At 69.0% G+C, this 26,153-nt stretch carries 32 protein-coding genes; 22 read left to right on the top strand and 10 right to left on the bottom strand.

All coding sequences use genetic code 11. The features are described 5' to 3' along the window. The first annotated feature begins 43 nt into the window (after nt 1-43). The gene (locus ATK74_RS11390; RefSeq protein ID WP_098461144.1) at nt 44-418 is read left to right on the top strand and encodes an ArsR/SmtB family transcription factor; all 375 of its coding nucleotides are present in this window, start codon (nt 44-46) and stop codon (nt 416-418) included. Here the strand turns inward: ATK74_RS11390 and ATK74_RS11385 are convergent. From ATK74_RS11385 to ATK74_RS11370, 4 genes are all read right to left on the bottom strand, one after another. Then, entirely contained in the window at nt 415-651 is a 237-nt protein-coding gene (locus tag ATK74_RS11385; protein ID WP_098461143.1) for a thioredoxin family protein, read from the bottom strand. The two genes, ATK74_RS11390 and ATK74_RS11385, sit on opposite strands and share 4 nt — an antisense overlap. A gap of 11 nt (nt 652-662) precedes the next feature. Beyond that, nucleotides 663-1,709 (bottom strand): permease, encoded by a 1,047-nt coding sequence (locus ATK74_RS11380; RefSeq protein ID WP_169923657.1) that lies wholly within the window; start codon nt 1,707-1,709, stop codon nt 663-665. Beyond that, nucleotides 1,706-2,044 carry an ArsR/SmtB family transcription factor gene (locus ATK74_RS11375; protein ID WP_098461141.1) on the bottom strand — a complete coding sequence of 113 codons (339 nt, stop codon included), beginning with the start codon at nt 2,042-2,044 and terminating at the stop codon, nt 1,706-1,708. Before ATK74_RS11375 ends, ATK74_RS11380 begins: the two co-directional genes overlap by 4 nt. Before the next feature lie 163 nt (nt 2,045-2,207). Continuing rightward, on the bottom strand, nt 2,208-4,211 hold the full coding sequence (locus tag ATK74_RS11370) for a DUF7657 domain-containing protein (RefSeq protein WP_098461140.1): 2,004 nt from the start codon (nt 4,209-4,211) through the stop codon (nt 2,208-2,210). Between the two features lie 369 nt (nt 4,212-4,580). Between ATK74_RS11370 and ATK74_RS11365 the strand changes: the two genes are divergently transcribed. Together ATK74_RS11365 and ATK74_RS11360 are read left to right on the top strand one after the other, a co-directional pair. Next, the gene (locus ATK74_RS11365; protein WP_098461139.1) at nt 4,581-5,045 is read left to right on the top strand and encodes a GtrA family protein; all 465 of its coding nucleotides are present in this window, start codon (nt 4,581-4,583) and stop codon (nt 5,043-5,045) included. Nucleotides 5,046-5,058: 13 nt separating this feature from the next. After that, nucleotides 5,059-5,907, top strand: coding sequence for a glycosyltransferase family 2 protein (locus ATK74_RS11360; protein WP_211283358.1), 849 nt, complete (start codon nt 5,059-5,061; stop codon nt 5,905-5,907). 59 nt (nt 5,908-5,966) lie between these two features. On the opposite strand, the gene ATK74_RS11355 is transcribed toward ATK74_RS11360, so the two are convergent. Next, entirely contained in the window at nt 5,967-6,371 is a 405-nt protein-coding gene (locus ATK74_RS11355) for an arsenate reductase ArsC (RefSeq protein WP_098461137.1), read from the bottom strand. An 82-nt stretch (nt 6,372-6,453) separates the two neighbouring features. Between ATK74_RS11355 and ATK74_RS11350 the strand changes: the two genes are divergently transcribed. The 4 genes from ATK74_RS11350 to ATK74_RS11335 all read left to right on the top strand — a co-directional run bounded on the left by ATK74_RS11350 (nt 6,454) and on the right by ATK74_RS11335 (nt 9,777). After that, nucleotides 6,454-7,116 (top strand): arsenate reductase/protein-tyrosine-phosphatase family protein, encoded by a 663-nt coding sequence (locus ATK74_RS11350; RefSeq protein WP_245840900.1) that lies wholly within the window; start codon nt 6,454-6,456, stop codon nt 7,114-7,116. Continuing rightward, nucleotides 7,113-7,769 carry an arsenate reductase ArsC gene (locus ATK74_RS15715; RefSeq protein ID WP_098461136.1) on the top strand — a complete coding sequence of 219 codons (657 nt, stop codon included), beginning with the start codon at nt 7,113-7,115 and terminating at the stop codon, nt 7,767-7,769. The genes ATK74_RS11350 and ATK74_RS15715 overlap by 4 nt, the downstream gene beginning before the upstream one ends. Before the next feature lie 219 nt (nt 7,770-7,988). Further along, nucleotides 7,989-9,218 (top strand): AGE family epimerase/isomerase, encoded by a 1,230-nt coding sequence (locus tag ATK74_RS11340; RefSeq protein WP_098461135.1) that lies wholly within the window; start codon nt 7,989-7,991, stop codon nt 9,216-9,218. Nucleotides 9,219-9,342: 124 nt separating this feature from the next. After that, on the top strand, nt 9,343-9,777 hold the full coding sequence (locus ATK74_RS11335) for a hypothetical protein (RefSeq protein WP_098461134.1): 435 nt from the start codon (nt 9,343-9,345) through the stop codon (nt 9,775-9,777). A 71-nt stretch (nt 9,778-9,848) separates the two neighbouring features. On the opposite strand, the gene ATK74_RS11330 is transcribed toward ATK74_RS11335, so the two are convergent. Then, nucleotides 9,849-10,343 (bottom strand): hypothetical protein, encoded by a 495-nt coding sequence (locus ATK74_RS11330; protein ID WP_098461133.1) that lies wholly within the window; start codon nt 10,341-10,343, stop codon nt 9,849-9,851. 138 nt (nt 10,344-10,481) lie between these two features. On the opposite strand from ATK74_RS11330, the gene ATK74_RS11325 reads away from it, so the two are divergent. From ATK74_RS11325 to ATK74_RS11310, 4 genes are all read left to right on the top strand, one after another. After that, nucleotides 10,482-11,171 carry a response regulator transcription factor gene (locus tag ATK74_RS11325; protein WP_098461132.1) on the top strand — a complete coding sequence of 230 codons (690 nt, stop codon included), beginning with the start codon at nt 10,482-10,484 and terminating at the stop codon, nt 11,169-11,171. Then, nucleotides 11,168-12,511 (top strand): sensor histidine kinase, encoded by a 1,344-nt coding sequence (locus tag ATK74_RS11320; RefSeq protein WP_098461131.1) that lies wholly within the window; start codon nt 11,168-11,170, stop codon nt 12,509-12,511. Before ATK74_RS11325 ends, ATK74_RS11320 begins: the two co-directional genes overlap by 4 nt. 76 nt (nt 12,512-12,587) lie before the next feature. Beyond that, a complete protein-coding gene (trxA, locus tag ATK74_RS11315) occupies nt 12,588-12,971 on the top strand; it encodes a thioredoxin (RefSeq protein ID WP_098461130.1) in 384 nt (127 codons plus the stop codon). Between the two features lie 68 nt (nt 12,972-13,039). Next, a complete protein-coding gene (locus ATK74_RS11310) occupies nt 13,040-13,303 on the top strand; it encodes a metal-sensitive transcriptional regulator (protein ID WP_098462234.1) in 264 nt (87 codons plus the stop codon). A gap of 72 nt (nt 13,304-13,375) precedes the next feature. On the opposite strand, the gene ATK74_RS11305 is transcribed toward ATK74_RS11310, so the two are convergent. From ATK74_RS11305 to ATK74_RS11290, 4 genes are all read right to left on the bottom strand, one after another. Then, complete coding sequence (locus tag ATK74_RS11305; protein ID WP_098461129.1) at nt 13,376-13,561, bottom strand: hypothetical protein; 186 nt, start codon at nt 13,559-13,561, stop codon at nt 13,376-13,378. Then, nucleotides 13,558-15,012, bottom strand: a complete 1,455-nt coding sequence (locus ATK74_RS11300) for an NAD(P)/FAD-dependent oxidoreductase (protein ID WP_098461128.1) — start codon at nt 15,010-15,012, stop codon at nt 13,558-13,560. Before ATK74_RS11300 ends, ATK74_RS11305 begins: the two co-directional genes overlap by 4 nt. 197 nt (nt 15,013-15,209) lie before the next feature. Further along, on the bottom strand, nt 15,210-15,674 hold the full coding sequence (locus tag ATK74_RS11295) for a SixA phosphatase family protein (RefSeq protein ID WP_169923829.1): 465 nt from the start codon (nt 15,672-15,674) through the stop codon (nt 15,210-15,212). A 60-nt stretch (nt 15,675-15,734) separates the two neighbouring features. After that, complete coding sequence (locus ATK74_RS11290) at nt 15,735-16,295, bottom strand: inorganic diphosphatase (protein WP_098461126.1); 561 nt, start codon at nt 16,293-16,295, stop codon at nt 15,735-15,737. A 224-nt stretch (nt 16,296-16,519) separates the two neighbouring features. Between ATK74_RS11290 and dacB the strand changes: the two genes are divergently transcribed. The 11 genes from dacB (at nt 16,520) to ATK74_RS11235 (ending at nt 26,142) form a co-directional block, all read left to right on the top strand. Then, on the top strand, nt 16,520-17,683 hold the full coding sequence (gene dacB / locus ATK74_RS11285) for a D-alanyl-D-alanine carboxypeptidase/D-alanyl-D-alanine endopeptidase (RefSeq protein ID WP_169923828.1): 1,164 nt from the start codon (nt 16,520-16,522) through the stop codon (nt 17,681-17,683). Between the two features lie 30 nt (nt 17,684-17,713). Continuing rightward, a complete protein-coding gene (locus tag ATK74_RS11280) occupies nt 17,714-18,676 on the top strand; it encodes a zinc-dependent metalloprotease (protein ID WP_098461124.1) in 963 nt (320 codons plus the stop codon). Continuing rightward, nucleotides 18,658-19,647 carry a tRNA lysidine(34) synthetase TilS gene (tilS, locus tag ATK74_RS11275; RefSeq protein WP_342745437.1) on the top strand — a complete coding sequence of 330 codons (990 nt, stop codon included), beginning with the start codon at nt 18,658-18,660 and terminating at the stop codon, nt 19,645-19,647. Before ATK74_RS11280 ends, tilS begins: the two co-directional genes overlap by 19 nt. Nucleotides 19,648-19,723: 76 nt before the next feature. Next, nucleotides 19,724-20,275 carry a hypoxanthine phosphoribosyltransferase gene (gene hpt / locus ATK74_RS11270; RefSeq protein WP_098461123.1) on the top strand — a complete coding sequence of 184 codons (552 nt, stop codon included), beginning with the start codon at nt 19,724-19,726 and terminating at the stop codon, nt 20,273-20,275. Between the two features lie 84 nt (nt 20,276-20,359). Continuing rightward, nucleotides 20,360-22,630, top strand: a complete 2,271-nt coding sequence (gene ftsH / locus ATK74_RS11265) for an ATP-dependent zinc metalloprotease FtsH (RefSeq protein WP_098461122.1) — start codon at nt 20,360-20,362, stop codon at nt 22,628-22,630. Beyond that, nucleotides 22,630-23,190, top strand: coding sequence for a GTP cyclohydrolase I FolE (gene folE / locus ATK74_RS11260; protein ID WP_098461121.1), 561 nt, complete (start codon nt 22,630-22,632; stop codon nt 23,188-23,190). Before ftsH ends, folE begins: the two co-directional genes overlap by 1 nt. Before the next feature lie 95 nt (nt 23,191-23,285). Next, nucleotides 23,286-24,104, top strand: a complete 819-nt coding sequence (gene folP / locus ATK74_RS11255; protein WP_211283455.1) for a dihydropteroate synthase — start codon at nt 23,286-23,288, stop codon at nt 24,102-24,104. A 29-nt stretch (nt 24,105-24,133) separates the two neighbouring features. Beyond that, the gene (folB, locus tag ATK74_RS11250) at nt 24,134-24,496 is read left to right on the top strand and encodes a dihydroneopterin aldolase (protein WP_098461119.1); all 363 of its coding nucleotides are present in this window, start codon (nt 24,134-24,136) and stop codon (nt 24,494-24,496) included. Next, nucleotides 24,493-25,032, top strand: a complete 540-nt coding sequence (folK, locus tag ATK74_RS11245) for a 2-amino-4-hydroxy-6-hydroxymethyldihydropteridine diphosphokinase (protein ID WP_098461118.1) — start codon at nt 24,493-24,495, stop codon at nt 25,030-25,032. The genes folB and folK overlap by 4 nt, the downstream gene beginning before the upstream one ends. Beyond that, on the top strand, nt 25,032-25,550 hold the full coding sequence (locus ATK74_RS11240) for a DUF3180 domain-containing protein (protein WP_098461117.1): 519 nt from the start codon (nt 25,032-25,034) through the stop codon (nt 25,548-25,550). The genes folK and ATK74_RS11240 overlap by 1 nt, the downstream gene beginning before the upstream one ends. Nucleotides 25,551-25,623: 73 nt before the next feature. After that, complete coding sequence (locus tag ATK74_RS11235; RefSeq protein WP_098461116.1) at nt 25,624-26,142, top strand: hypothetical protein; 519 nt, start codon at nt 25,624-25,626, stop codon at nt 26,140-26,142. The last annotated feature ends 11 nt before the right edge of the window (nt 26,143-26,153 follow it).

Raw genomic sequence — 26,153 nt, 5'->3', positions numbered from 1 at the left:
TCGTCGATTGTTCGACGACGGTCGATATGATAGACATACTTCTATGAGTTCACAAGAGCTGCCCTTGCGGGTGTTGTCAGTGAGCGAGCTGTGCTGCTCGCCGGTGCTCCAGGCCCCGCTTGAGCCGGACGACGCTCTGGCGCTGGCCACGGCGCTGAAGGTGCTGGCCGACCCGGCGCGGCTACGTCTGCTGAGCCTGATCAAGGCTGCCGACGGCGGACGGGCCACCACCGGAGTCCTGGCCGACCAGGTCGGACTGACCCAGCCGACCATCACCCATCACCTGGGGGCGCTCTACGAGGCCGGCTTCCTCGAGCGCGAACGGGACGGCCGGCAGACCTGGTACTGGGTCAAACCGGACGGACTTGAGGCCGTCCGGCAGTTGCTCGACCCGTCCCCGGCTCGGCAAACGATCTAGTGGGCCGCGAGCAGGTCCTTCACCTGGCCGGCGGTCGGGACCCGTCCGGAGAGGACGACCTCGTCGTCGACGACCAGACCGGGGGTGCGCATGATCCCGTAGGTGGCGATGTCGGCGTAGTCGGTGACCTTCTCGAAGGTCGCCTCCAGGCCGAGCTCGTCCACCGCCTGCCGGGTGGCCTTCTCGAGGTTGACGCAGTTGGCGCAGCCGGAGCCGAGGATCTTGATGTGCATGTTGTCCCTTTCTAGAGGATGGCGTTGAACAGGTAGCCGACGGCGACGATGCCGACGGCGGTGACACCGACGAAGGTGGTGATCAGTCGGGGCTTCAGCACCCGGCGGAGCAGGATCATCTCGGGCAGGCTGAGCGCCACGGTGGCCATCATGAAGGCCAGCAGGGTGCCCATCGGCAGCCCCTTGGCGTACAGCGCGTCCACCAGCGGCAGGACGCCCGCGGCATTGGAGTACAGCGGGACGCCGATGGCCACTGCGATCAGCACCCCGAACGGGTTGTCCGGCCCGGCGTAGCGGGCGAAGAAGTCGGCCGGCGCCCAGCCGTGAATCACCGCGCCCAGTCCGATCCCGACCAGCAGGTAGGGCCAGATCTTGCGCAGGATGGACGCCACTTCCTCGCGCCCCATAGCCAGCCGGTCGTCCCAGGTGAGGTCGGCGGTGGAGTCGACCACCTGGCCGCGCAGTCGGGTCTCGTAGACGAAGCCTTCGACCTGGCCTTCCAGGTGCAGCCGTCCGATCACCATGCCGGCCAGGATGGCGATCACCAGGCCCGCGCCCACGTAGAGCAGAGTGGGGCCGATCCCGAACAGGCCCAGCAGCAAGGCGATGGCCACCTCGTTCACCAGTGGGCTGGCGATCAGGAAGCTCATCGTCACCCCCAGCGGAATGCCGGACGCCACGAAGCCGATGAAAGCCGGAACCGCGCTGCATGAGCAGAACGGGGTGACCACGCCCAGCGAGGCAGCCAGCACGTTGCCGATGCCTTCGCGCTTGCCGCCGAGCAGGGCGCGGGTGCGCTCGATGCTCATGAAGCTGCGCAGCACGGTGACGATGAAGATAATCCCGGTCAGCAGCAGGGTGATCTTGATGGTGTCGTAGCAGAAGAAGTGCAGCATCGACGGCCAGCCGGCGGTGAGGTCCAGGCCGAACACCGTCCGATACAGCCACGTCCAGGCCACTTCGTTCAGCGCATAGGCGCCGACCCAGGCTGCCGCGGCCGCTCCGAGCAACCCCCAGCGCCGAGTGGCGGCTCGACGATCGGTGGTGGCAGTGGTCACTGGGTGACCCCGAGGAGTTCCGGTGCCGGGTCGACCGCGCACCCACAGGTTCGGGTGCCGGGGACGGGCAGAGCGGCGTGCAGCCGGTCCAGGGCGTCCGGGGTGAGCCGGTAGTCGATCCATCGGCCGCGCCGGTTGCCGACGACCAGCCCGGCCTCGCGAAGCACCTTGAGGTGATAGCTGAGCAGGTTGGCCGGGATCTGTGGCTCGGTGGTCAGCTGACAGACGCACCGCTCCTCCCGGTCGGAGAGTTGGGCGATCAGCTGCCAGCGGATCGGATCGGCCACTGCGGCCAGCAGGGGCACCGACACTTCAACCGCATTTGATTCAAGCACGGTTGAAGTGTACGTCACGGTGGGTGGTGCGCTCGCCTTCTGCGAGGGAGAGTGTCCGGTCCGGTCCGGGCTCGGCACTGGTCGTGAGGCGCCCACCCGGGCGACGGCGATGCCGTGCCTTCGGGATCACCGACATTCAGGTGACTCCTCCGCCGCAGTCGGCCTATGACTGAACGCGATAGAGGTACTCGGGCGCTCCGCCAAGATGGGTCAGCGTGCCCGCTTCACGCAGACATGAGTAGCCGTCCAGCCGTGTGCGGGACAGAGCCCAGCCGGGCCCCACGGCCTTCTGCAGCTCCGCAGAGCAGGGGTCGATGGTGAGGGTCATCAAGGACCCGCGCTGGTTGGTGATCTTCGCATCCGATCCGGCCGGGCCGGGCTGCCAGTCGTACTTCACGTAGTTGTTCCACAGCAGTTCATCCGCCGGCGCGAGCGCCGTCATCACGTCCGCGTCCGGAATGGGAGTCTGCCCGGAGACGCTCTGCAGCCCCGCGGCCCGGACCAGTGCGATGGTGCTGGCCCCGCCGAAGACCATGATGCGCTTGTTGGTCGAGGTCTGGGTGGCCGCCTGTAGGCCCCGCACGAGCGGGTCGGTCTTGAGCGGGCCGAGGCCCACCTGAACCGGGTTCACCAGGAACCAGCTGACGACGGCGTACCCCGCCAGCACGGCCGTGGCACCCGCTCGGCCGCGTGGAGCGGAGAGCAGGACGAAGCCGGCCGACAGGACGAAGCCGGACAGGAAGACCAGCGCTGGGGCCACAGTGGACCAGTCCCAGGGCACCGTGGTCATGGTCCATAGTGCGAGCAGCCCGTCGATGACCGCCGCAGCCCCTCCCCAGACCAGGAGCGCTCGCAGGCGGCGGGGTGGCGACGCGAGGGCCACTGCCCCGATCGCCACCGCAGCGAACCCGAGGGCCAGCGGCAGCCGTCCGGGCTGAACCCGGTCCAAGAGAGTGAGCGTCCCGACCAGCCCTGGCACGGGGAGGAAGAACCACGCCAGCAGCAACGCGGTTGCGGCGCTGACCAGGCCCAGGGTCCAGGCTGACGCGCTGTCGTCCGCCGAGGTCGGTTGCCCGACGGATCGCCGGAGTACGCGACGACTCAGCCGGCGGGCCCCGGGCGCGAGACCCCAGCAGACCAGAAGCAGCAAGGCAGCCAGCGGGAACCAACTCGACGCGTTCTCGGAGAGGTTGTCGCTCGAGCTCAGTCCGGCGATCTTGCCGACGGTGCTGCCGGCGGGCCCCGCCATCCAGAAGTTCAGTGGCGCGCTGAAGAACTGGTAGGGCCACCCCGAGCCGGGCACGGTGATCCGGTGCCCGGGGTAGTAGGTGTTGGTCATCGCCGCGATCGCGCGGCTGTTCTGGACGTACCAGACGGCCAGGATCGCGCCGCCGGTGGCGGCAATCGAGCCGATGACGATGGCGCAGCGCGTCCACGACAGACGCAGATCGACCACGCGTCCGATCCCGATGGCGGCCACGACGATGGCCACCGAGATCGCCCAGGGCGGGTACAGGACGAGGGTGAAGCACACGGCGAGGAAGGCTCCCAGGGCACTCAGCCCGGCAGTGGCGACGATCCGCCGGACCGCGGTGGCGCCCAGGATGCAGGCACCCAGCGCCGCGCCGTAGCCGAGGACGAGCGCAGGTGGGGCTGCGGACCACCATGCTGAGTACGGAGTGAAGGTGGCCACCATGGCCAGGGCGGCAGTCGTCGCCGGTCGACGCACGATGAACCCGATCAGCGCGTAGGTTCCCAGCAGGCAGATGGTGAACGGCCACCACCAGGAGAAGGCGAGTCCCCGCTCCGCGCCCAACAGGATGTAGCCCCAGTGATCGGGATGGAAGAGTGCGGTCCAGTCGGTCGAGATGCCCGAATGCACGGCGACGTCCAGGTTGGTCGGGGCGAGTCCCACCCACGGGTCAGCGGGGAAGCCCTGGACGACCGAGGAGACATTCGACGGGGTGGTCAGTTGGAACTCATCGCTGCGGACGCCGCGCGGGGTTCCCCACAGCAGTCCGGAGCGAAACGCCGGGAGGGCGAGAGCCCCGATCGACGAGCCGCTGATCCGCAGCCAGACGAGCGCCGCCGTCCCGACGAGCACCAGCAACGGGAAGCTCAGCCATCCGACGAGCCCCCGGCCGATGGCGCTGTGACGCACCTGCACTCTGCACCCAGCCTTCTGTCCGCGCGCGATGGCAGGTCAGCGGTCTTGCCACTGGCACTGTCACGACAGTGGCCGGAGCCGGCCTCCTCGGCGGACGTGTTACTCACCACCGTATTGCCTGAGGGTTGGTTGGCCGAGCCGGCAATGAGGCTGTCCTCGGCCGGGGGCTCGTCATGCTGAGGCAGGCCGCCGCCTCACCCGGTTCGGCACGGGCCGAAGTGTAAGCTCGGCCACAGTTTCCACGCGCTTCGCCCGGCTCCGCGCCTCAGCCTCCAGAGGGTGGCGTGCTTTCGCTGGGAGAGGTGATCGAACAGGGGCCCGCGATCTGCCGAGATCCGTTCGGCCCGGCCATCAAGGAGGGCCGACGCAATGCCCGTTGAGCATGGAGCACTTTCATGGTGGCGGCGTCTCTTGGCCGACCAGCGGGTTCGCTTCCTGATCGTGGGCGGTGCAAACACCGTGTTCAGCACTGCGCTGTTCATCGGCTTCGATCTGTGGTTCGGACGGATGGTGTACTCGTTCGTCCCGCTGGTGCTGGCCTGGGTGATCTCCCTGGTGTGCGTGTTCTTCCTGCACCGCGGCCTCGTGTTCCGGGTGCACGGCCATCTGCTCAGGGACCTGGGACGCTTCGCGGTGGTGAACTCAGGAACCCTGGCCATCAACATCGGCGCGCTCTTCGTCGTTTCCGACCTGCTCGGCTGGCCGCGGATCCCGTGGCAGTTGGGGATCACCGCGGCGATGGTGGTAGCCAGCTTCATCGGCCACAAGTACTTCTCGTTCAAGCGCACCAGTGCCGAACTCGATGTCGACCAGAGCGACATCCCCGCACAGTGAGGACCCTGAAGCCGTGTCCGATGTGATCCCGAAGGTCTCGGTGGTGATCCCGGCGTACAACAACGCCGCCTACCTCGCTGAGGCCATCGAGTCGGTTCTCGCCCAGACCTACCCCGACCTCGAGTTGATCATCGCCGACCACAGCTCTGCCGACCTCAGCGCCGAGATCGCCGCCGGCTACGCGGGCGATTCGCGGGTGCGCCTGCTGGAGCCCACCCCGGCCGGGGGTGGAGCGGCCCGTAACTGGAACCGGGTCAGCGAGGCGGCCCGCGGTACCTATCTCAAGCTGCTGTGCGGCGACGACATCCTCGAGCCGGAGGCGCTGAGTCGGCAGGTGGCTGCGCTCGACGCCAATCCGTCCGCGGTTATCGCCGCTGCGCGGCGGCGCCTCATCGACGCACACGGAGCGGTCTTCCTGGGTGGCCGTGGCCTGAACGGGCTGCGCGACCTGGTGCCGGGGGAGGATGCGATCCGGGCCACCGTCCGGGCGGGCACCAACCTGTTCGGCGAGCCGGGTTCGGTGCTCTTCCGACGGTCGGTCCTCGCCGAGACCGGGTGGTGGGACGCCACCAATCCCTACCTGATCGATCAGGCCACCTATGTGCGGGTCCTGCATCACGGTGATCTGTGGGCATCTGCGGACGTCCTGGCGTCCTTCCGCCTGACCGGGTCGCAGTGGAGTGCGCGGCTGATCGGCCAGCAGGCCGGGCAGGCGATCGCCTTCCACCACCGCGAGCGTGCCGCCAACCCCGGGCGGATCAGCGCTGCGGACGTCGCACTCGGCGATCTCAACGCCCGCAAGACGGCAGTGATGCGGCGGGCCAGCTACCTCGTCCTCGGCAGCAAGCGGCTCAGCCGCTGAGCTTGTGGCAAGCGAGTGGTGCGCTCCCGGCCAGGTTCTGCCGGGCCTGTTCGCCGGCCTCAGCCGACCGGCAGCAGCTCAGCCACGAGGGTTTCGATTCGGCGCCGGATCTCGTCGCGGATCGGACGCACGGCCTCGATGCCCTGGCCGGCCGGGTCGTCCAGGACCCAGTCCTCGTAGCGCTTGCCGGGGTAGAACGGGCAGGTGTCGCCGCAGCCCATGGTGATCACCACGTCGGAGGTCTGGACGGCCTCCGTGGTGAGGATCTTGGGCTGCTCGGCCGCGATGTCGATGCCTTCCTCGGCCATGGCCTGCACCGCCACCGGGTTCACCGAGGCTGCGGGAGTGGAGCCGGCCGAGAGCACCTCCACTCGGTCCCCGGCCAGGTGGCGCAGGTAGCCGGCCGCCATCTGGGAGCGTCCGGCGTTGTGAATGCAGACAAACAGGACGGTGGGCTTGCTCATCGATGCTGCTCCTGGCTGGTCGTTGCGTCTTGACGATCACAATAGCTCAGCTATCATTGACTCAACAAGTGTGGAGGTAATCGTGAAGGATGTGGCTGAGCGAGCCCGGGCCTACGCCGCCCTGGGTGATCCCTCCCGGTTGGCGATCGTGGACCTGCTGGCCGGCTCCGACCGTGCTCCCAGTGAGCTCGGTGCCGAGCTGGGGCTGCCCACGAACCTCATGGCCCACCACCTGCAGATCCTCGAACAGGCCGGACTGATCAGTCGCCGCCGCTCCGAAGGGGACGGGCGGCGCAGCTACGTCCGCCGCACTCCGGCCTGCAATCAGCTGGTCGGGGGCGTCCGGCACCTACCCCGACCGGCCCGGGTCGCCTTCGTCTGTTCGCAGAACTCGGCCCGCTCGCAGCTGGCTGAGAGCTACTGGCGCACCATCAGCGACATCCCGGTGGTGTCTGCCGGCACCGAGCCCGCAGCGCGCGTCCATCCGATCGCGATCCGGGTCGGACGCCACCACGGCCTCGACCTGGCCGCCGCCCAGCCCAAGCTCGTCGGGGATGTGCTCGCCGGCGACGAACTGGTGATCGCCGTGTGCGACCGCGCCTACGAGGAGCTGGACGCCCCGGTGCACTGGTCGATCCCCGACCCCGCCCGCAGCAGCGCCCCGGACGCCTTCGAGGCGGCCTACTCCGATCTCATTGGCCGAGTCGAACTCCTCGCGGCTCAACTCACGGAGGATCCATCATGACCATTCACCCTGTGTCAGAACGAACCTGGGAGAGTCTGCACCCCGATCAGCGACTGGCTCTGAAGCAGGCCGCAGCCCGGCTTGCCGACGAGTTCACCGGGCTCTACGGGCACGAGACCATCGAGCGCTTCCTGGCCAGCTCTTTCGATCAGTTCGCCGACCGGGCGCGCGTCACCAAGTTCCTGCCGCTGCTCGCCGAGCGCTTCGCCCGGCAGCGGCTGGACGCCCTGGCCCGGGTGGAAGGTCTGCACGCCGACGGCAAGCCGGTCGTCTTGTTCTTGTGCACCCACAACGCCGGACGCTCCCAGATGGCGCTCGGCTTCTTCCAGGCCATTGCCGGGGAGAACGCCATCGCGTGGTCCGGTGGGTCCGAGCCGGGCCTCGAAGTGAACCCGGTCGCGATCCGGGCCATGGCCGAGCGCGGCATCGACATCGCCCGCGAGTTCCCCAAGCCGTGGACCGACGAGACCGTCCGCGCCGCCGACGTGGTGATCACGATGGGCTGCGGCGATGCCTGCCCGATCTTTCCCGGCAAGCGCTACGAGAGCTGGGAGCTCGACGACCCCCATGGCCAGGACCTCGACACCGTCCGGCGCATTCGCGATGACCTGGAGCGGTGCGTCCGCGGCCTGATCGCGACCCTCGACCTGTAGCCCGACTCGCCTCGCGCCGAGTCAGCGAGCCCTCCGAGGGGACGTCCGCTCTGGCAGTCGGGTCGGCATCGTGCGGGGCGCCGTGCCCGGCTCGCCGCGGTGCGTGCGGGAATGGCGAACCGGTCTCTGCGCCGGGCTATGCTGCCCGCGGCCACGGCGTCGCGGCGGCTCGATTCAGGGCGCTGCGCGGCGAGGTCGCCGAGTCGAGTGGAGGTCGTCATGAGTCCTGAGGTCAGCTGGCTGGACGAGGAGCATCGCGCCTGGCTGCAGGCCCAGTTGGAGGCCCAGCTGCGGTTCGCTCGCGGCTTCGCGCACCCGTCCGGTGGCGCCTACTACCTGGCCGAGGGTGGACGCCCGGACCTCACTCGTCCGGTGCAGACCTGGATCACCTCCCGGATGCTGCACGTCTACTCATTGGGCCACCTGGCCGGCATCCCGGACTGCCTCGAGCCGGCCCAGGCCGCCCTGGCCGGGCTGACCGGCCAGCTGCACGATGCCGTCAACGGCGGCTGGTACGCCGGAGTCGGCCCGGAGCCCGGCCAGCGCAACGGCACCAAGGCCGGCTACGCGCACGCCTTCGTGGTCTTCGGCAGCTCGTCGGCCACGGTGGCCGGAGTGCCCGGCGCGCCCGAACTGCTGGACGACGCTCTGAAGGTCCTCGACCAGCACTTCTGGGAGGAGAGCCCGGGCCTGCACCTGGACTCCACCAGCGAGGACTGGTCGCAGATCTCCGACTACCGTGGCGTCAACGCGAACATGCACTCGGTCGAGGCGCTGCTCTCGGCGTCCGACACCACCGGCAACCCGCTGTGGCGGCAGCGCGCGACTCGGATCACTCAGACCGTGCTGGGCTGGGCCGAGGCCAACGACTGGCGGATCCCCGAGCACTTCACTCCGGACTGGGTGCCGCTGTTGGAGCACCATCGCGACCAGCCCGACCACCCCTTCGAACCGTACGGGGCCACCGTCGGTCACGGGCTGGAGTGGGCTCGGCTGGCCCTGCACGTCCGCGGCGCACTCGGGGCGGACGCCCCGGCGTCGCTGCTCACCGGCGCTCAGGCCCTGTTCGACCGGGCCGTGGCCGACGGCTGGCACGCCGACGGCGCGGACGGCTTCGTCTACACCACCGACTGGGCCGGACGTCCGGTGGTCACCCAGCGGATGCACTGGGTCTTGGCCGAGGCGATCTCGGCATCGGCGGCACTGGCTGCGGTGACCGGCGACGATCGCTACCAGCAGTGGTACCGCCGCTGTTGGGACTACGCCAAGGCCTACCTGATCACTCCGGACGGCAGCTGGATCCACGAGTTGGATTCGCAGAATCGTCCGGCCGGGACGGTGTGGCCAGGGCGCCCGGACCTCTATCACAGCGTCCACGCCGTGCTGCTGCAACGGCTTCCGCTGGCCCCGACCGCTCCGACGGCACTGGCTCGCGGGCTGCTGGTCTGATCCGCTCCGCACGCCGCGGCGATCCTCGGTCGCCCGCGTTCGCTGGACTCGACGCGACCTGCTGTGCCTGGGACATACTGGTCGGACAAGCCCGTCCCCGGGTGCATCGGGAGAGGTGCGTGTAATGGAGCGTTCCGCCAAGCCGGTCAGTGTGGCGGCGCAGTTGCTGCCGATGGTCGTCACCGCCGCAGGCTTCGCCGCCATCTGGGCCTGGAGCAGCGGGCCCGGCCTCACCGGCACCGCAGGCTGGGTGGGCCACAACCTGTGGCTGTTCGCGCCGATCGGGATCCTGGTCGCCTATCGCGGGGGCTGGAAGGCGATCGGCTGGCTGGCCGGCGGCCTGGTGGCCGGGGTTGTGCTGGGCGAGCTGATCGGAAACCTGATCTACCAGGCTGAGTTCGACCAGCTGACCAGGCAGAAGCTCGATCCCGGGTACCGCCAGGATTGGGAGCCGCAACACCTGGGGTGGGCCATCGCCTGCGTGGTGTTCCTGGTTTCGGCTCTGGTCGGCGCCGGTGCGTTCCGGCGCCGACCGCGGGCCGGCTCGATGCCGGGCTGAGCGAGCCCGTCCGCGCCGTGAGTTGCTGTGGCTGCGCACGCTTCGACAGGCTCGGCGAGCGCAGGCCGGCGCTAGACACCAACTCCGCAGGCGTTGGCGGCGTCCAGCTTCGACTGGCGCACGGCCGCCCGCTGCTCGGCGGTCAGTTTGCCGACCGGGCGAGTCAGCACGGTGTCGGCCAGGCAGTGCTGCTGTTCACTGGTCAGGCCGGCCCAGGCGAAGCCGAGCCGTTGCCGCTCGGCGGCCTTGCCGCGCACCGTGATCTTGCAGTCGGACAGCGCGGACTTCACCTGGCTGTTCAGCTGCCTGCGCTGTTCGGCCGTCAGCTTGCCCTCGGGGCGCTGCAGGTTCGCATCGGCCAAGCAATCGCGCTGCGCGGAGCTGATCGCCGTGTAGAACCAGATCACTCCGGCCTGGCCGAGCTGGCGGGCGGTGGCCGAGGTGGCCGAGGTGGTCACGGTCGGGCTGGGCAGCGGGGTGACCGGCGCGGCCATGGCCTGGCCGGCGAACAGGCCGCCCGTGGCCAGGACGGCCGTGCCGGCGACGAGCGAGGTGGTCAGGTTCATTGCAGTTCCTCCTGTGAGGTTGTCGTTGCCCCCAATCTGGACGGGCCGGCTGGAAGCCGGTTCAAGGAAACCTGGAGATCTGCTGGAAGCTGGACGCAGTGCTCGTCAGCGGAGTGAGTCGGCTGGCATCGTTGAGCCGTGGCAGCTGCGTCCCGAATCCTCGTGGTCGACGACGAGGAGAACATCGCCTTCCTGGTCGGGAGTGCATTGCGGCTCCAGGGCTACCTGGTCGAGACCGCCGCCACCGGGGCGGACGCCCTGGCCGTCGCAGCCAAGCTCGACCCCGAGGTCGTGGTCCTGGACATCCAGCTGCCCGATCTGGACGGTTACCAGGTGCTCCAGCGGCTGCGGACGTCCGGCAGTCGCGCCGCAGTGATCTTCCTGACCGCCCGCGGCACCACCGGCGACCGGGTGAAGGGCCTCACCGAGGGCGGCGACGACTACGTGGTCAAGCCGTTCGCGCTGGAGGAGTTGGTGGCTCGGGTGCAGGTGGCCCTGCGCCGGCGGGCCGAGCAGCCCGTCGCTCGGCGACGTTGGCAGGTGGCCGACCTGGTCCTGGATGCCGATGCCCACCAGGTCTGGCGTGGCGAGGTCGAGGTCTCGCTGTCGGCCACCGAGTTCCGGCTCCTCGAACTCCTGCTCACCAACACCGGACGAGTGGTCAGCCGCGCTCAGATTCTCGACCAGGTCTGGCAGTACGACTTCGGCGGGGAGTCGGCCATCGTCGAGTCGTTCATCTCCAGCCTCCGCAAGAAGGTGGACGCCGCCGAGCCCCGGCTGATTCACACCGTCCGCGGGGTCGGCTACGCCATCCGGGAGCCGCAATGAGCCTGCGACGGCGCCTGCTCTGGTCGGCCTCGGCACTGCTGGTGCTGATCGCGGTCGCTTTCGCCGGGGTGGTGCTGGCCCAGCGGGCCTACCTGATCGGCCAGCTCGACGACCGGCTCACCTCGTTCACCGGCAACCCCAAGGCACTGATCGGAATCGCGAACCGGGCCGAGCTCGGCACTGCGGTGGCCGGCGACCTGCTGTCGGACAGCTACGTCGGCGTCCAGCGCGCGGACGGACGGCTGCGCACGGTGCTGGCCCCGCAGTCACGTCCGCAGCTCGAGCCGGTGCTGCTCGGCAACGAGACCGGCGCCGGCCCGGTGACCCGGCTTGCCGCCGGCGACCCCGGCACCCGGATCCGGCTGGTCGAGGTGCCGCTGGCCACCCGGGCACTGGTGATCGGACTGCCGATGGACGGCATCGAGGCGGCCGTGCAGCGGCTGATCATCGCGTTGACCATCACCTGGCTCGCTGTGGCCGGGGTGGCCGCGCTGGTCGGCTTCTGGCTGAATCGGCTCGGCCTGGCCCCGATCGCTGAACTCACCCGGGCCGCCGACAAGGTCACCGCCAGCGGTGGACGCGAGCTCGTCCAGGTCACGCCCGGCGACCCGTCCACCGAGGCCGGACGGCTGGCTGCGGCCTTCAACCAGATGACCGCCACCACCGCGTCCGGCCAGGAACAACTGCGCCGCTTCGTGGCCGACGCCAGCCACGAGCTGCGTACCCCGCTGACCACGCTGCGCGGCTACTCCTCGCTCTACGCCCAGGGCGGGTTGGCCACCGACGATCAGGTGGCGGACGCCATGGCCCGGATCAACGCCGAAGCCACCCGGATGGGCGGGATCGTCGACGACTTGCTCGAACTGACCACCCTGGGCGACGGTGCCACGCTGGCGCTGCGGCCGGTCGACCTGGGCGCCCTGCTCGGCGGCCTGGCCGCCGACCTGCGAGTGCGCGAGCCCGACCGGGAGGTCGTGGCCGAGGGGGCGTCCGCGGTGCTCGTCCGCGCGGATCCGGATCGGCTCAGCCAGGCGCTGACCGCGCTGCTCGCCAACGCCGTGAAGTACTCCGCAGACGGCACGTCGATCACTCTGACCGTCCAGCCGACGGCCTCCGCGGTGCGGATCTGGGTGGTCGACCAGGGGGTGGGGATCGCGGCCGAGGAGCTGCCGCGGGTCTTCGATCGCTTCTACCGGGTGCGGCGGACGAGCGCAGCCCGCGGCTCCGGCCTCGGGCTGGCCATCGTGGCCGCCATCATCTCGGCTCATCAGGGCCGCTACGGCGTCGAGTCCGAGCCAGGGGTCGGCTCCCGCTTCTGGATCGAGCTGCCCAGGGCCTAGCCTTGGTGGTCGACCGGGGCTCGGCCCGGGTTGCCTGCCGTGATACCCTCGGGGGTATAAGAACGAGGAGTCGTGAATGAGCACCACTGAGCTGACCGCAGCCAACTTCGAGCAGACCGTCGCCGAGAACGACATCGTCCTGGTCGACTTCTGGGCCGCCTGGTGTGGCCCGTGCCGGATGTTCGCCCCGGTCTTCGAGGAGGCGTCCAACAACCACCCCGATCTCGTGTTTGGCAAGGTGGACACCGAGGCGCAGCGCGAGCTGGCTGCGGCTGCCCGAATCATGTCGATCCCGACCCTGATGGTGTTCCGTGAGGGCGTCCTGATCTATGCGCAGCCCGGCGCCATGCCGGCCCAGGCCCTCGAAGAGCTGATCGGTGCCGTCCGCTCCGCCAACATGGACGACGTGCGCGCGGAAATGGCCGAAATGGCCGCGCAGGATTCCGGTTCGGCTGAATGACCGAGCCGCAGCGCGATACCGTGCCGGGTAGTACCAAAGTCACTGGGTCCTTCAGCGGGGGAACTGCCATGGAAATCGACAAGGATGGCCTCGAGGCGGTCTTGAAGCGCCTCAAGCGCGCTCAGGGTCAGATCGGTGGCATCATCCGGATGATCGAGGACGGGCGGGACTGCCGCGAGGTGGTCACCCAGCTGGCTGCTGTCTCCAAGGCGCTGGATCGGGCCGGCTTCGCCGTGATCTCTGCCGGCCTGCGGCAGTGCTTCACCGAGGACCCCAGCGGCGAGAGCGTGGACACCGCCACGCTGGAGAAGCTCTTCCTCTCTTTGGCCTGAGGCAACCCAGACATCACTTCGGGGCTCGGCTGAGGTTTCACCCTCGGCCGAGCCCCGTTGTGTGTGCCGGAGCTACTTGTGCCCCTTCACCACCATTCGCATGATCCGGGTGTTGAAGGAGAGGAACCGCAGGAACTGCAGACCGATGTTGCGGCGGGCCCGGAGGGTCCGGGCGGTGGGCAGCGGGGCCTTGGAGAGGTCGGCGATCGGCTCGGCGCCCGGGTTGGGCGCGGTCATGGACAGGTGGGTCACGGTCACTCCGGAATCAGTTGCCAGCCCAGGCGGGCCTTGGCCTTGTAGATGAACAGGTAGTGGAGCATCAGCTTCACCCAGTGGCCGTGCAGACCGATCTCGCCGCGGGTCTCGCGGACGTCGCGTCCGGTGGGGTAGCGCTGGTAGTCCGGGACGACTGGCAGCATAGTCATGGCCGCGGCCGAGCCCTTGGTCAGGCCGGTGCCGGCCGAGGCCACACAGGCCGCGCCCATCCGGGCCATCGAGGCGGTGTGGGCCGTGGCTCGCGAGCCGGTCGTGATTCGGTCGGCGATGGTGAGCGCCACCGTCTTGCCCATCACGCCCGACGGCATCCCGGTCCGCGGCGGAGCCGGGGCGATCATGGTCCCGTTCGGGCTCTTGCGCGGACGCGAGATCTGATGTGGGGGAGCGAAGGCGATCCCGACCGCCCAGACGTTGTCGTAGCCGACCGCGGCGTAGGTCTGCGGCCAGTCCTCGGCCCGCCATTCCTCATAGGGCTTGGCGGTGTAGTCGGCGTCCACCTTCATGAACCCGGACGGCGCGAACAACTCCCCGGTGATGTCGTTGCCCTCGGCGTCGTAGGCCTTCAGCGGCTGCCCGCCGAACGGCGGGATGAGCATGGCGAAGTCGTGGTCGAGGGTGTGCAGCGAGCCGTCCAGCAACTCGTAGTGGATCTGGGTGGCGGTGACCTTGGTGACGTGGGCGCCGAGGATGGCCTCCACGCCGCGCTCCCGGAACAGGGAGCCGGTCCACAGCTCGCTGGTGGTCTGGAAGCCGGACTGGTCGAAGACCATCCCGTCCACTCCGAAGTCGCCCAGCGCAGCCTCATTGGTCAGGTAGACCAGGCGGGCCAGGTCGCGGACGCCTTCGGCCCGCAACAGGTGGTCGACGTTGAAGGTGTACTCGAAGGCCGCACCCTCGCAGGTGCAGGTGCCGTGTCCCATGCCGACCACCAGGGTCTGCGGCTGGCCGTCCTTGAGCTTGGCGATGGTCTCGCGCAGCTTCTCGTTGGCCTCGACGGCATGGTCGGCGGTGCACACCGAGGCGGTGAAGCCATCGGGGCCCATCCCCTCGGTGGCCTCGAAGCGCAGCTTCGGGCCGGTGGCGTTGATCAGGTAGTCGTAGCGCAGCCGCTCGCTCTGGCCGGCCCGGGACGCTTCGGTGTACTCGACGTCGACCGCGCCGCGGGCGTCCGCCTCATCGCCGGACGGACGGATGGCGACCGCCTTGGCCTGACGGAACTCAATGCCCTTGCGGGCGTAGATCGGGGCCAGCGGGAAGACCACATCCTTCTTGCCCATGTCGCCGACCCCCACCCAGATGTTGGACGGGATCCAGTTCCAGTTCGCGTTCGGTGAGACCACCGTCACACGGTGTTGGCGGCCCAGCAGTCGCCGTAGGTGGAGCGCCGCGGTATGTCCGGATACCCCAGCGCCGAGGACGAGTACCTCGGCCATCACTTCTCCTTCCGCCGGCGTCGGTGCCGGCGATGATCTGACCTGATGTGGATACCGTAGGGGGTATGTGAGTCGCGTGGAAGGAGTGCGTCGGGCGTGCGGGTCAGCGGATGGCCGCGACAGTGCCTGCGGCAGCGCAAAACGGGCTCACAAGCTGCGTCGAAGATGTCGCAAAACTGCGTAGCCGTAGCGCCGGATCAGAGGTGCAAAGCGGTGAACAACCGGGCTTCGGCCAGCGCCGACCAGCCGTTGTAGAACTCCAGGCCGACCACCGTGGCCGGCGGAAAGTTGTAGCGGATCCGGTCCATGGCCTCCGGGTTGGAGTGCTGGCGATCGGCCAGGTTCGAGGCCAGCGCCGGCACTCCGGGGGCGTGCCCGACCAGCAGGACGGTGAGCACCTGATCGTCCACCCCGGACAGCTCGGAGAGCAGCTGCCGGGAACCGGCGTTGTAGAGCCGATCCAGGTATCGGACCGGGCAGGACAGGCCGAGCAACTCGGTGGTCTGCCGGGCCCGGCTGGCCGAGGAACTGAGCACCAAGTCGACCCGCTGCTTGCCCAGCAGGACGCCGGCGTCGCGCGCCTGGCGGCGTCCCTTCGGGCTCAGCGCCCGCGCGAAATCACGAGGATCCGGGCCGGTGGACAGTGCGTCGGCATGGCGCATCAGGTACAGACGATGCGCCTTCGGTTCGCCGCGGACTGCCATGGTCAGGGGAGTGCTAGGTCAGTCGCGGGTGAATTCGTTCTCGTAGGACGTGCCGCGGGCACGCTCCCAACTTGCCCGAATTTCCATCTCGGCTTCGGCGTGACCGACCCAGATGGCGCCTTCGACCGACTTGCCCGGTTCAAGGTCCTTGTAGACGGTGAAGAAATGCTCGATCTCGAGCAGTGCCAGGTTCGGCAAGTCGGTGAGCTCGCGGATGTTCTGCTGGCGCTGGTCGGCGACCGGGATGCAGAGCACCTTGTCGTCACCGCCCATCTCGTCCTTCATTCGGAACATCCCGATGGCGCGGCACTCGATCAGCGCGCCCGGGAAGGTGGCCTCGGGGACCAGCACCATGGCGTCCAGCGGGTCGCCGTCCTGGCCCAGGGTGCCTTCGATGAAGCCGTAGTCATTGGGGTACTGCGTCGAGGTGAACAGCGTCCGATCCAGCCGGATCCGGCCGGTGTGGTGATCCATCTCGTACTTGTTCTTGGTGCCCTTGGGGATCTCGACGGTGACGTCGAAATGCAGGCTCGGACGGATCTTGGGGCGGGCGAAGCTCGGCCGATCGGTCGGGGTCATCGGAACCTCTCTGCCATGATGTTCTCTTGATGAATGAGCCGAGCCTATCGCGAGAATGCCGGCCGTCTTTCGGTGGATCGAGGCGTCTGAGCGCGGCTCTTGCCGCAGTTTTGCTGGTCAGTGGGTGTGCTTTCGGCCCTCCTGACACCCCCGGACGATCGCCGGCCCCGGCGCCGGCGCACGCCTCCTCGGCAAGCCCGCTCGCGACACCCACCATGGTCCCGATGCCGTCGCCGGATGCTCTGGCCGCGGCCTTGGCCAAGGTCTCAGCGACGTCGATCGGCACCCGCGGGATGGTCGTCCTGGCCGACGACGACCAGACACTGGTCCAGCGCAACGCCGATCAGCCGCTGACCCCGGCCTCGACCATGAAGGTGCTGTCCACCATGGCCACCGTGGACATCCTGGGTGCCGATCATCGCTTCACCACTTCGGTGGTCACCACCAAGCCGGGCGCACTGGTGCTGGTCGGCGGCGGCGATCCGCTGCTCACCGACAAGGCCGGCAAGTCCGACGCCAAGCCGGCCTCGCTGCAGAAGCTGGCCGATCAGACCGTGGCCAGCCTGCGCGCGTCCGGGATCACGAAGGTCTCGCTCGGCTACGACGCCCGATTGTTCTCCGGCCCGGACTTCAGCCCGAACTGGAAGTCGAGTTGGAAGAGCTACGAGTCCCGGGTCAGTGCGCTGATCGTCGACTCCGGGCGGATCACCTCCTGGCAGGCCCAGCCGAACCCTGCCCAGTTCGCTGCGAAGGCCTTCGCCAAGCGGCTGTCCGCGGCCAAGATCACCGTCACGTCGGTGAAGCCGGCCGCATTGGCCACCCCGGGGACGGTGGTGGCCTCGGTCGAGTCGGCCCCGCTGGCGACGGTGATCGCCCACACGCTGGCCGAGAGTGACAACCTGGCCGCCGAGATCATGCTGCGACAGGCTGCCGTGGCGAAGGGGCAGCCGGGCAGCTTCGTCGGGGCCGCCCAGACGCTGACCGGTTGGCTCAAGGCCAACGGCCTATGGTCCGGGGGCATGGTGATCGTCGACGGCAGCGGGTTGGCCACCAAGGACCGGGTCAGTGCGAACGTCCTGGCCAAGGCCATCAGCCTGTCGCTGAGGACCGAGCGGTTGATGGCGGTCGCTGCCGGACTTCCGGTGGCCGGGCAGAGTGGCACCCTCAAGCACCGCTTCGACGACAAGTCCGAGCGAGCCGGACGAGGCCGCGTCCACGCCAAGACCGGGACGCTACGGAGCGTGGCCAGCCTGGCCGGCTGGGTGACCACGGCCGACGGCGCCCGACTGATCTTCGCCTTCGTCGGCAACAACACCGCCGGGCAGAACAGCGCCTACAACTGGCTGGATCGTTCGGCCAGCGTGCTGGCCGGCTGCGGCTGCCGCTGATCATTGGGCGCAGCGCCGTAGGGTTGCCGCATGGAACAGGCATCGGTCGACTGGGCTGTGGCGATGCGGGCCGGGGCCACCCTGGTGCCACCCGGTCCGGAACTGGAATCCGGTGAGATCTCGGCAGTGGTGGACGACCTGCGCCGGGCCGCCGAGCGATCGGTCGAACTGGTCGCCGAAGTGACCGAACTGAGCGGGCCTGCCTCGTCGGTGACCTTGGTGGTGGATCGCCCCGGATGGCTGGCTGCGGCCGCGTCCTCGGCCAATGCCATGCTCCTTCGGGCCGGTGTCCTCGACGAGCCGCACGGCCTCGCCGACCGGCTCCGAGCCCGAGCCCTGGGCACCCAGGCCGGGGCCGTCCTCGCCGTTGTGGCCACCAGGATCCTGGGCCAGTTCGACCCGTTCGCCGACCCGTCCCGGCTGCTGTTGGTTGCGCCCAATGTGGTCGGCCTCGAGCGCAAGCTCGGTGCGCTGCCCCGCGACTTCCGGCTGTGGGTCTGCCTGCACGAGCAGACGCACAGCTTCCAGTTCGGTGCCGCGCCGTGGCTGCGTGAGCACCTCACCGGCCTGATCGCCGAAGTGGTCGCCGATGAGGATCCGGACCCCGGTCACAAGCCTCAGCTCGGCCTGGCCGGGCTGCTCGGCGGGCCGGAACAGCGAGCCGCCTTCGACCGGGCCACGGCGGTGATGTCACTGATGGAGGGCCACGCCGACGTGATGATGGACCGGGTGCCCGCCGGGGCCGTGCCCACCCTGCCCTCGATCCGGGCCGTCTTCGAGCAGCACCGCGACCAGGGCGGCTTCTCCGGGCTGGTGTCGCGGCTGTTCGGCCTGAACCTCAAGCGTGAGCAGTACCGCGACGGGGCCGGGTTCTGCCAGGCCGTGATCGCCGAGGCCGGCGTGCCCACCCTGAACCGGGCCTTCGCATCGGCCGAGGCGCTGCCCAGCCTGGCCGAGATCCACGATCCGCAGCTGTGGCTGCGTCGGATCTGATGGCCAAGAAGGCGCTGGGGCCGGCCACCTTGGCGGTGGTCCAGGCAGTCGAGGCCGTGGCGGACGCCCCGCTGCTGGTGGCCTGTTCGGGCGGTCCCGACTCGCTGGCCTTGGCTCTGGCCGCCCACATCGCCGCCGCCCGCCGCGGAGTGGACGTGCGGGCAGCCATCGTCGACCACGGGCTGCAGCCCGGCTCGGACACCGTGGCCGCCACCGTGGCCGAGCAACTGGCCGGACGCGGGGTCTCCGCGGTGGTGCTCACCGTCACCGTCCCGGACAGCCCGGACGGAACCGAGGCAGCTGCCCGGCAGGCCCGCTACGCCGCCCTGGAGGCCGAGGCCCGGCCCGATGAGCTGATCCTGCTCGGCCACACCCTGGACGACCAGGCCGAGACCGTCCTGCTCGGCCTGGCCCGCGGCTCGGGCACCCGATCGCTGGCCGGGATGCCCACTCGGCGCGGGGTCTTCGTGCGTCCGCTGCTGGGACTGCGGGCCGCGCAGACCGCTCAAGCCTGCGCCGAGCTCGGCGTCGAGCCGTGGCGCGATCCGCACAACGACGAGCCGAGGTTCACCCGAGTCCGAGTGCGTCGGCAGGTGTTGCCCCTTCTGGAGGCCGAGTTGGGGCCGGGCATCGCCGAGGCGCTGGCCCGCACGGCGGGGCTGGCCCGCCGTGATGCCGACCTGCTCGACCAGTTGGCCGCCGACCATCAGCTGCCTGCGGTTGGGGCTCCGTTCGCCGTAGCGGAACTGGCGGGTCTGCCGGCGGCCATTCGCGGCCGGGTGCTGCGCAGTTGGCTGCGTGCGGCCGGAGCCACCGACCTCAGCGCGACTCACCTGGACGCCGTGGACGCCCTGCTCGACGACTGGCGCGGCCAGCGCTGGGTGGAACTGCCCGGGGTGCGGGTGAGTCGCCGCGGTGGTGGGCTGTGGGCGGAGTCGTCCACACCCGGGACGTTCGGTCCGCAGGACTGAGTCGGCGCGCTCCGCCACGCCGCCAGGAAAGCCCGGACGGCGCTGACGCCTTCCGAGGGCAGGTAGGTTATCCCCCGTGGATGCAGCTGACGTCACCGCCGATTTGACCGAAATTCTCTTCACCCGAGCCCAGATTGATGAGCGGATCGCCGAGATCGCCGCTCGGATCGATGCCGACTACGCCGACAAGAACCCGCTGTTGATCGGGGTCCTGAACGGTGCCGTGATGGTGATGTCCGACCTGTCTCGCGCGCTGAGCATTCATTGCGCGATGGACTGGATGGCCGTCTCTTCCTACGGCATGGGCACCCAGTCGTCCGGGGTGGTGCGGATCCTGAAGGATCTGTCCACTGATCTGGAGGGCCGCCACGTCCTGGTCGTCGAGGACATCATCGACACCGGGCTCACCTTGACCTACCTGATGCAGAATCTGGCCTCCCGCAATCCGGCCAGCCTCGAGATCATGACCATGTTCCGCAAGCCGGACGCCATGAAGGCCGAGATCGATGTGAAGTACATCGGCTACGACCTGCCCAATCAGTTCGTTGTCGGGTACGGGCTGGACTTCGCGGGTCGCTACCGCAACCTCAACGACGTCGGAATCCTGGCCCCGCACGTCTACAGCTGAGGGCGTCGCGAGCAGCTGATGTTGTCTGCTTCGGTATCGTCCTAGTTGCGTCCGCGCCGGACGAATCGCACACGAAGGCAGCTCATGAAGTCGAACCGGGTACTCAGGTCGCCGATCCTTTGGATCGCCGTGGGCTTGGTGGCCATCGTCTTGCTCGTCGAAGGCCTCAGCAATGTCGGCGGCTACGCCGACAAGCCGACCTCTCAGGTCATACAGCTGATCAACTCCGATACGCCGCTGGCTCAGGTCATCCTGAACGACGGCGAGCAGACCATCAGCGTCGTCACCAAGGACAATCCGCCGCAGAAGCTGCGCGCCGGCTGGGTGGGCAACCAGAGCCAGGACGTGGTCAAGCGGCTGAACGAGCGGATCGCCGCCGGCACCCTCGAGTCGTGGAACGGCCTTCCGCCGCAGCCCAACCTGTGGGGCACGTTCCTGTTCAGCGTGCTGCCCTTCCTGGCGCTCGGCGTGGTCTTCATGCTGATGATGAACAACGCCCAGGGCGGCGGGAACCGGGTACTCGGCTTCGGCAAGTCCAAGGCCAAGCTGGCCAGCAAGGACACCCCGAAGACCACCTTCTCCGACGTCGCCGGTTGTGAGGAGGCCATCGAGGAGCTCCAGGAGATCCGTGAGTTCCTCTCCGAGCCGGCCAAGTTCACCGCGGTCGGCGCCAAGATCCCCAAGGGCGTCCTGCTTTACGGCCCGCCCGGAACCGGCAAGACCCTGCTGGCCCGCGCTGTGGCCGGCGAGGCCGGCGTCCCGTTCTTCTCAATCTCCGGCTCGGACTTCGTGGAGATGTTCGTCGGCGTCGGTGCTTCCCGGGTGCGCGACCTGTTCGAGCAGGCCAAGGAGGCCGCCCCGGCCATCGTCTTCATCGACGAGATCGACGCCGTCGGACGCCACCGCGGCGCCGGCATGGGTGGCGGTCACGACGAGCGTGAGCAGACCCTGAACCAGCTGCTGGTCGAGATGGACGGCTTCGACGTCCACGGCGGGGTGGTGCTGATCGCTGCCACCAACCGTCCCGATGTGCTGGATCCGGCGCTGCTGCGTCCGGGCCGGTTCGATCGGCAGATCCCGGTGGAAGCCCCCGACATGAAGGGACGCCTGCAGATCCTGCGCGTCCATGCCGCCAACAAGCCGATCGCTCCCGATGTGGATCTGTCCAGCGTGGCCAAGCGGACGCCCGGCTTCACCGGTGCCGACCTGGCCAATGTGCTGAACGAGGCCGCGCTGCTGACCGCTCGGATGAACCTGCGCTTCATCGGCAAGCCGCAGCTGGACGAGGCGATCGATCGAGTGATCGGTGGCCCGCAGAAGCGCAGCCGGGTGATGAACGAGCGCGAGTTGCTGATCACGGCCTACCACGAGGGCGGACACGCCCTGGTCGCGGCGGCCATGCCGGGCAACGACCCGGTGCAGAAGGTGACCATCCTTCCGCGCGGCCGGGCGCTGGGCTACACCATGGTGATGCCTGACGACGACAAGTACTCCCAGACCCGTGGCCAGCTGCTCGATCAGTTGGCCTACATGATGGGCGGCCGGGCTGCCGAAGAGATGGTCTTCCACGACCCGACCACCGGTGCTGGCAACGACATCGAGAAGGCCACCAAGCTGGCCCGAGCCATGGTCACCGAGTTCGGCATGAGCGAGCTGATCGGCGCGGTCCAGCTGGGATCGGGCGACCACGAGCCGTTCGTCGGAATGAGCTACGGGGGTAACGCTCCGCGGAGCTACTCCGAGGCCGTGGCTGCGCAGGTGGACTCCGAAGTCTCCAGGCTGCTGGCCGCTGCTCACCAGGAGGCCTTCGACGTCCTGGAGGCCAACCGCGAGGTGCTCGACGAGCTGGTCCGTCAGCTGTTCGAGAGGGAGACCCTCGACAAGGAGCAGGTCGCCAAGATTTTCGAGCCGCTCAAGCGCTGGCCCAAGCGTCCGGCCTGGACCGGTTCGGACTCCCGCAAGCCCAGCGACATCCCGCCGATCGATCCGCCGGAGCGGCTGATCCAGCAGCCGGTGGAACCGGCCGCCGTCACCGGTCCGGTGCCGTCCTACCCGGCCCCGGCGCCGTACCCGCAGCAGCTGCCCCCGGGCTACCCGCCCAACGCTTTCCCGCCGGCTGGTCAGTACCCGCCGGCCGGCTACCCGGGAGCTCCCGGTCCGTACCAGGGCTTCCCGCCGCCCGGAGGCTACCCGCCGCCCGGATATCCGCCGGTGCAGCCCAGCCCGGTGCAGCCGCCGGCCCAGCCCGGGGTGGCGCAGCCGCCGGCTCAGCCCTTCCCGCCGCAGCCCGGCCCCGGCCAGACCTTTGACCCGACCCGTCCTGACTCCGGGAGCCAGCCGAAGAAGGAGGACTGATGGCCGTCGATCAGCCGCGGGTCGCCGCGGCCATCCGCGAGTTGCTGATCGGAATCGGTGAGGACCCGGACCGCGACGGTCTGGTCGACACCCCGGCCCGCGTGGCCAAGGCCTACGCGTCCATCTTCGAGGGGATGGACGCCGACCCGGCCCAGATCCTGTCGACGACCTTCGAGCTCGGCCATGACGAGCTGGTGCTGGTCCGCGACATCGAGGTGTGGAGCACCTGCGAGCATCACCTACTGCCGTTCACCGGCAAAGCCCACGTCGGCTACATCCCGTCCAAGGGCCGGATCACCGGGCTGAGCAAGCTGGCCCGGCTGGTGGACGCCTACGCAAAGCGTCCGCAGGTGCAGGAGCGGCTCACCTCACAGGTGGCCGACGCCCTGGTCGAACACCTCAAGCCCCGCGGCGCCATCGTGGTGATCGAGTGCGAGCACCTGTGCATGACCATGCGCGGGGTCCGCAAGCCCGGCGCCAAGACTGTGACCAGCGCCGTCCGCGGCGTGATGGCCAACCCGGCTACTCGCGCCGAGGTGATGGGCCTGATCATCGGCTGAGTCCGGGGACGGGCTGGGCCGGGTCGAGCCCGGTGGGCCGGATTGGTTAGGCTCTGCGGGTGATCCGACTGCCACGACCTGGACGAACCCTGGTGATGGGCATCCTCAACGTCACCGCGGATTCCTTCTCCGACGGTGGTGAGTTCCTGAACGTGGAGGCGGCGGTCAGCCACGGCCTCGAACTCGCTGCGGCCGGTGCCGACCTGGTCGATGTCGGTGGCGAGTCCACTCGTCCGGGCGCCCAGCGAGTGCCGGCCGAGGTCGAGGCGGCTCGGGTGCTTCCGGTGATCGAGCGGCTCAGCGCGTCCGGAGTGTCGGTGTCGGTGGACACCATGCGGGCCGAGGTCGCCGCTGCCGCCGTGGCTGCCGGTGCCGTGCTGGTCAACGACGTCTCCGGTGGTCTGGCCGATCCGCAGATGCTGGACGCCGTGGCCGCGGTCGAGGTGCCCTACCTGGCCATGCATTGGCGCGGGCCGTCCGATCACATGCAGGACCTGGCCCATTACGACGACGTGGTCGCCGACGTCACGGCCGAGCTCGCCGACCGGGTGGACGCCGCCGTCGCCGCCGGAGTCCGGCGCGATCGGCTGGTGATCGACCCCGGTCTGGGCTTCGCCAAGACCGCCGACCACAACTGGGCCCTGCTCACTCACTTGGACGAACTCGGACGACTTGGCCTGCCGCTGCTGATCGGCGCCTCCCGCAAGCGCTTCCTCGGTGAGCTGCTCGCCGACGCGGACGGCCCCCGGCCGCCCAAGCAGCGCGATGACGCCACCGTGGCCATCACCACGCTGCTGGCTGCCGCCGGCGTCTGGGGAGTCCGGACCCATCAGGTCAGGGCCCAGCGTGACGCCATCGCGGTGGCCGGTCGGCTGGCATCACTGAGCAGCTCGGCAGGGCTTGCCGGACGGTAGTAGGGTCGCGCCGAAGGGGGACATCGCCCATGGAGAAGCTCGACCGGATCACCCTGCGGGGGATTGAGGCCGTCGCGCGCCATGGCGTGTACCCGCAGGAGAAGGTGAACCCGCAGGCCTTCCGCGTCGATCTGACGGTGTGGCTGGAGCCGCGCCCCGACAGTGACGAGCTGGCCACCACCGTCGACTACTCCGAGCTGGTCAGCCTGACCGCCGAGGTGCTCAACGGCGAGTCGGTGGACCTGATCGAGACCTTGGCAGAGCGGATTGCCGCCGCCTGCCTGGCCCGTCCGGGTCTGGCCGAGGTCGAGGTGACCGTGCACAAGCCGGACGCACCGCTCTCGGTCCCGGTCGCGGACGTTGCCGTGACGATCAACCGGAGGAAGCCATGACCATTGACTTCGATGTCGACACCCTCAGCGGAATGGTGCCGCTGCGCCAAGCGGTGTTCTCGCTCGGCTCGAACCTGGGCGACCGGATGGAGTACCTGCAAGGCGCGGTGGACGCGCTGCGGGCCACCCCAGGACTGACCATCAGCAGCATCTCGGGGGTCTATGAGACCAAGCCGGTCGGCCTGCTCGACCAGCCCGACTTCTTGAACGTCGTGGTGGTCGCCGACTCGACTCTGGCGTCCATGGTGATGCTGGAGCGGGCCCTGGCCATCGAAGAGGTGTTCAACCGGGTCCGCGAGGTTCCGGGCGGCCCGCGGACGGTCGACGTCGACGTGATCTGCGTGGGAGAACGCCGGATCAACACCGAGGCGCTCACCCTGCCGCACCCCCGGGCTCATCTGCGGGCCTTCGTACTGGTTCCCTGGCTGGAAGCCGATCCGGCGGCCAGCCTGGTCGGGCATGGACCCGTCGCCGAACTCGTCCGGAACACCGACACCAGCGGGGTGGTCCGGCGCACCGACCTGCGGATCGAGTGATGGGCGAGTCAGGTCCACAGCCCACGCTGCGTCCGACCGGCTGGCAGACCATCGGAGTCGCGGTCGTGGTCGGGGCCGGCCTGGGCTGGCTGCTGTTCAGCGTGCTCGACCTGTTCGACCTTCCGCTGCCCCAGCTGCCATTGGCAGTGGTGGCGACAACCGCGGTGCTTGCGGCATTCACCGCCATTCAAGCGTGGGCCACTCATCGGGCCGTCCAGGTGCGTCACGAGCTGCTCGAGCCGCAGCGCGCCATCCGGTTGGTCGTCCTCGGAAAAGCGAGCCTATTGGTCGGCGCCGCTCTGGCTGGTGGCTATGCCGCGATTGCCGGCTATTCGGTTTCGCGGTGGGACGCAGTATTGCCCAGAGAACGTGTGATCAGTTCGGCGGTGGCGGTCATCACCAGTGCGGGATTGGCCGTGGCTGGCGCCTTCTTGGAACGAGCGTGTCGGATACCGCCATCGAGCGACGATGACGCCACGCCGCCGCGTAATCCCGACCGCAGCGACGACGCTAGCTAGACTCAGCGGCGTGAAATCAGCCGCAGGGCGGAGAAAAGCGATTAGCTCCCCGCGTCGCCGGCAGGCTGAAGTAGTGCTCGTCTCGGCGGCGCTGGTTGCCATCGCAACCGCATTCTTGGGATTTTGGGGCGCGATCGCCAGTGCGGTGATCGCCATCGGCGCGGGTGTGTTCGCCACCGTCCGGGCCTGGGGTGAAGTCCGCGAGACCAGATTCTTGTTGCTGAGCGAGCAGGCAGCGGATGCATTTCGCTCAGCGGCCGAGGTTGCCAGCTTCCGGCTGCGTACCGATCGCACCATTGACGAGGTGATCGAGCGTAATCAGGGCCTGCAGCACAGCCTGGACGAGGCTCGGGCGGAGGCTGGGCGGCTTCAGCTTGAGGTTGCCCAGTTGCGCGGTGACAAGGCAGCCCTTCGGGCCGAGCTGGGTCGGCGGATGGGCCTTCAGGAGGCGCAGATCCTGGCTCTGCCCACCCGGGGACGCGATGCCACGCTGGCCGACCTGTGGGATGCGCAGGGGTTCCCAACGGTGGTCCTACTCCGGGCATTGGCCAATCCGCCGGGCGAGGGCCTGGACGAGCTGCGCCAAGCCTGACCGCAGCGGTC

Source organism: Propionicimonas paludicola, assembly GCF_002563675.1.
GTDB lineage: Bacteria > Actinomycetota > Actinomycetes > Propionibacteriales > Propionibacteriaceae > Propionicimonas > Propionicimonas paludicola.
The sequence above is the reverse complement of the archived record's forward strand: the minus strand, read 5'-3'. Positions and strand labels throughout refer to the sequence as shown.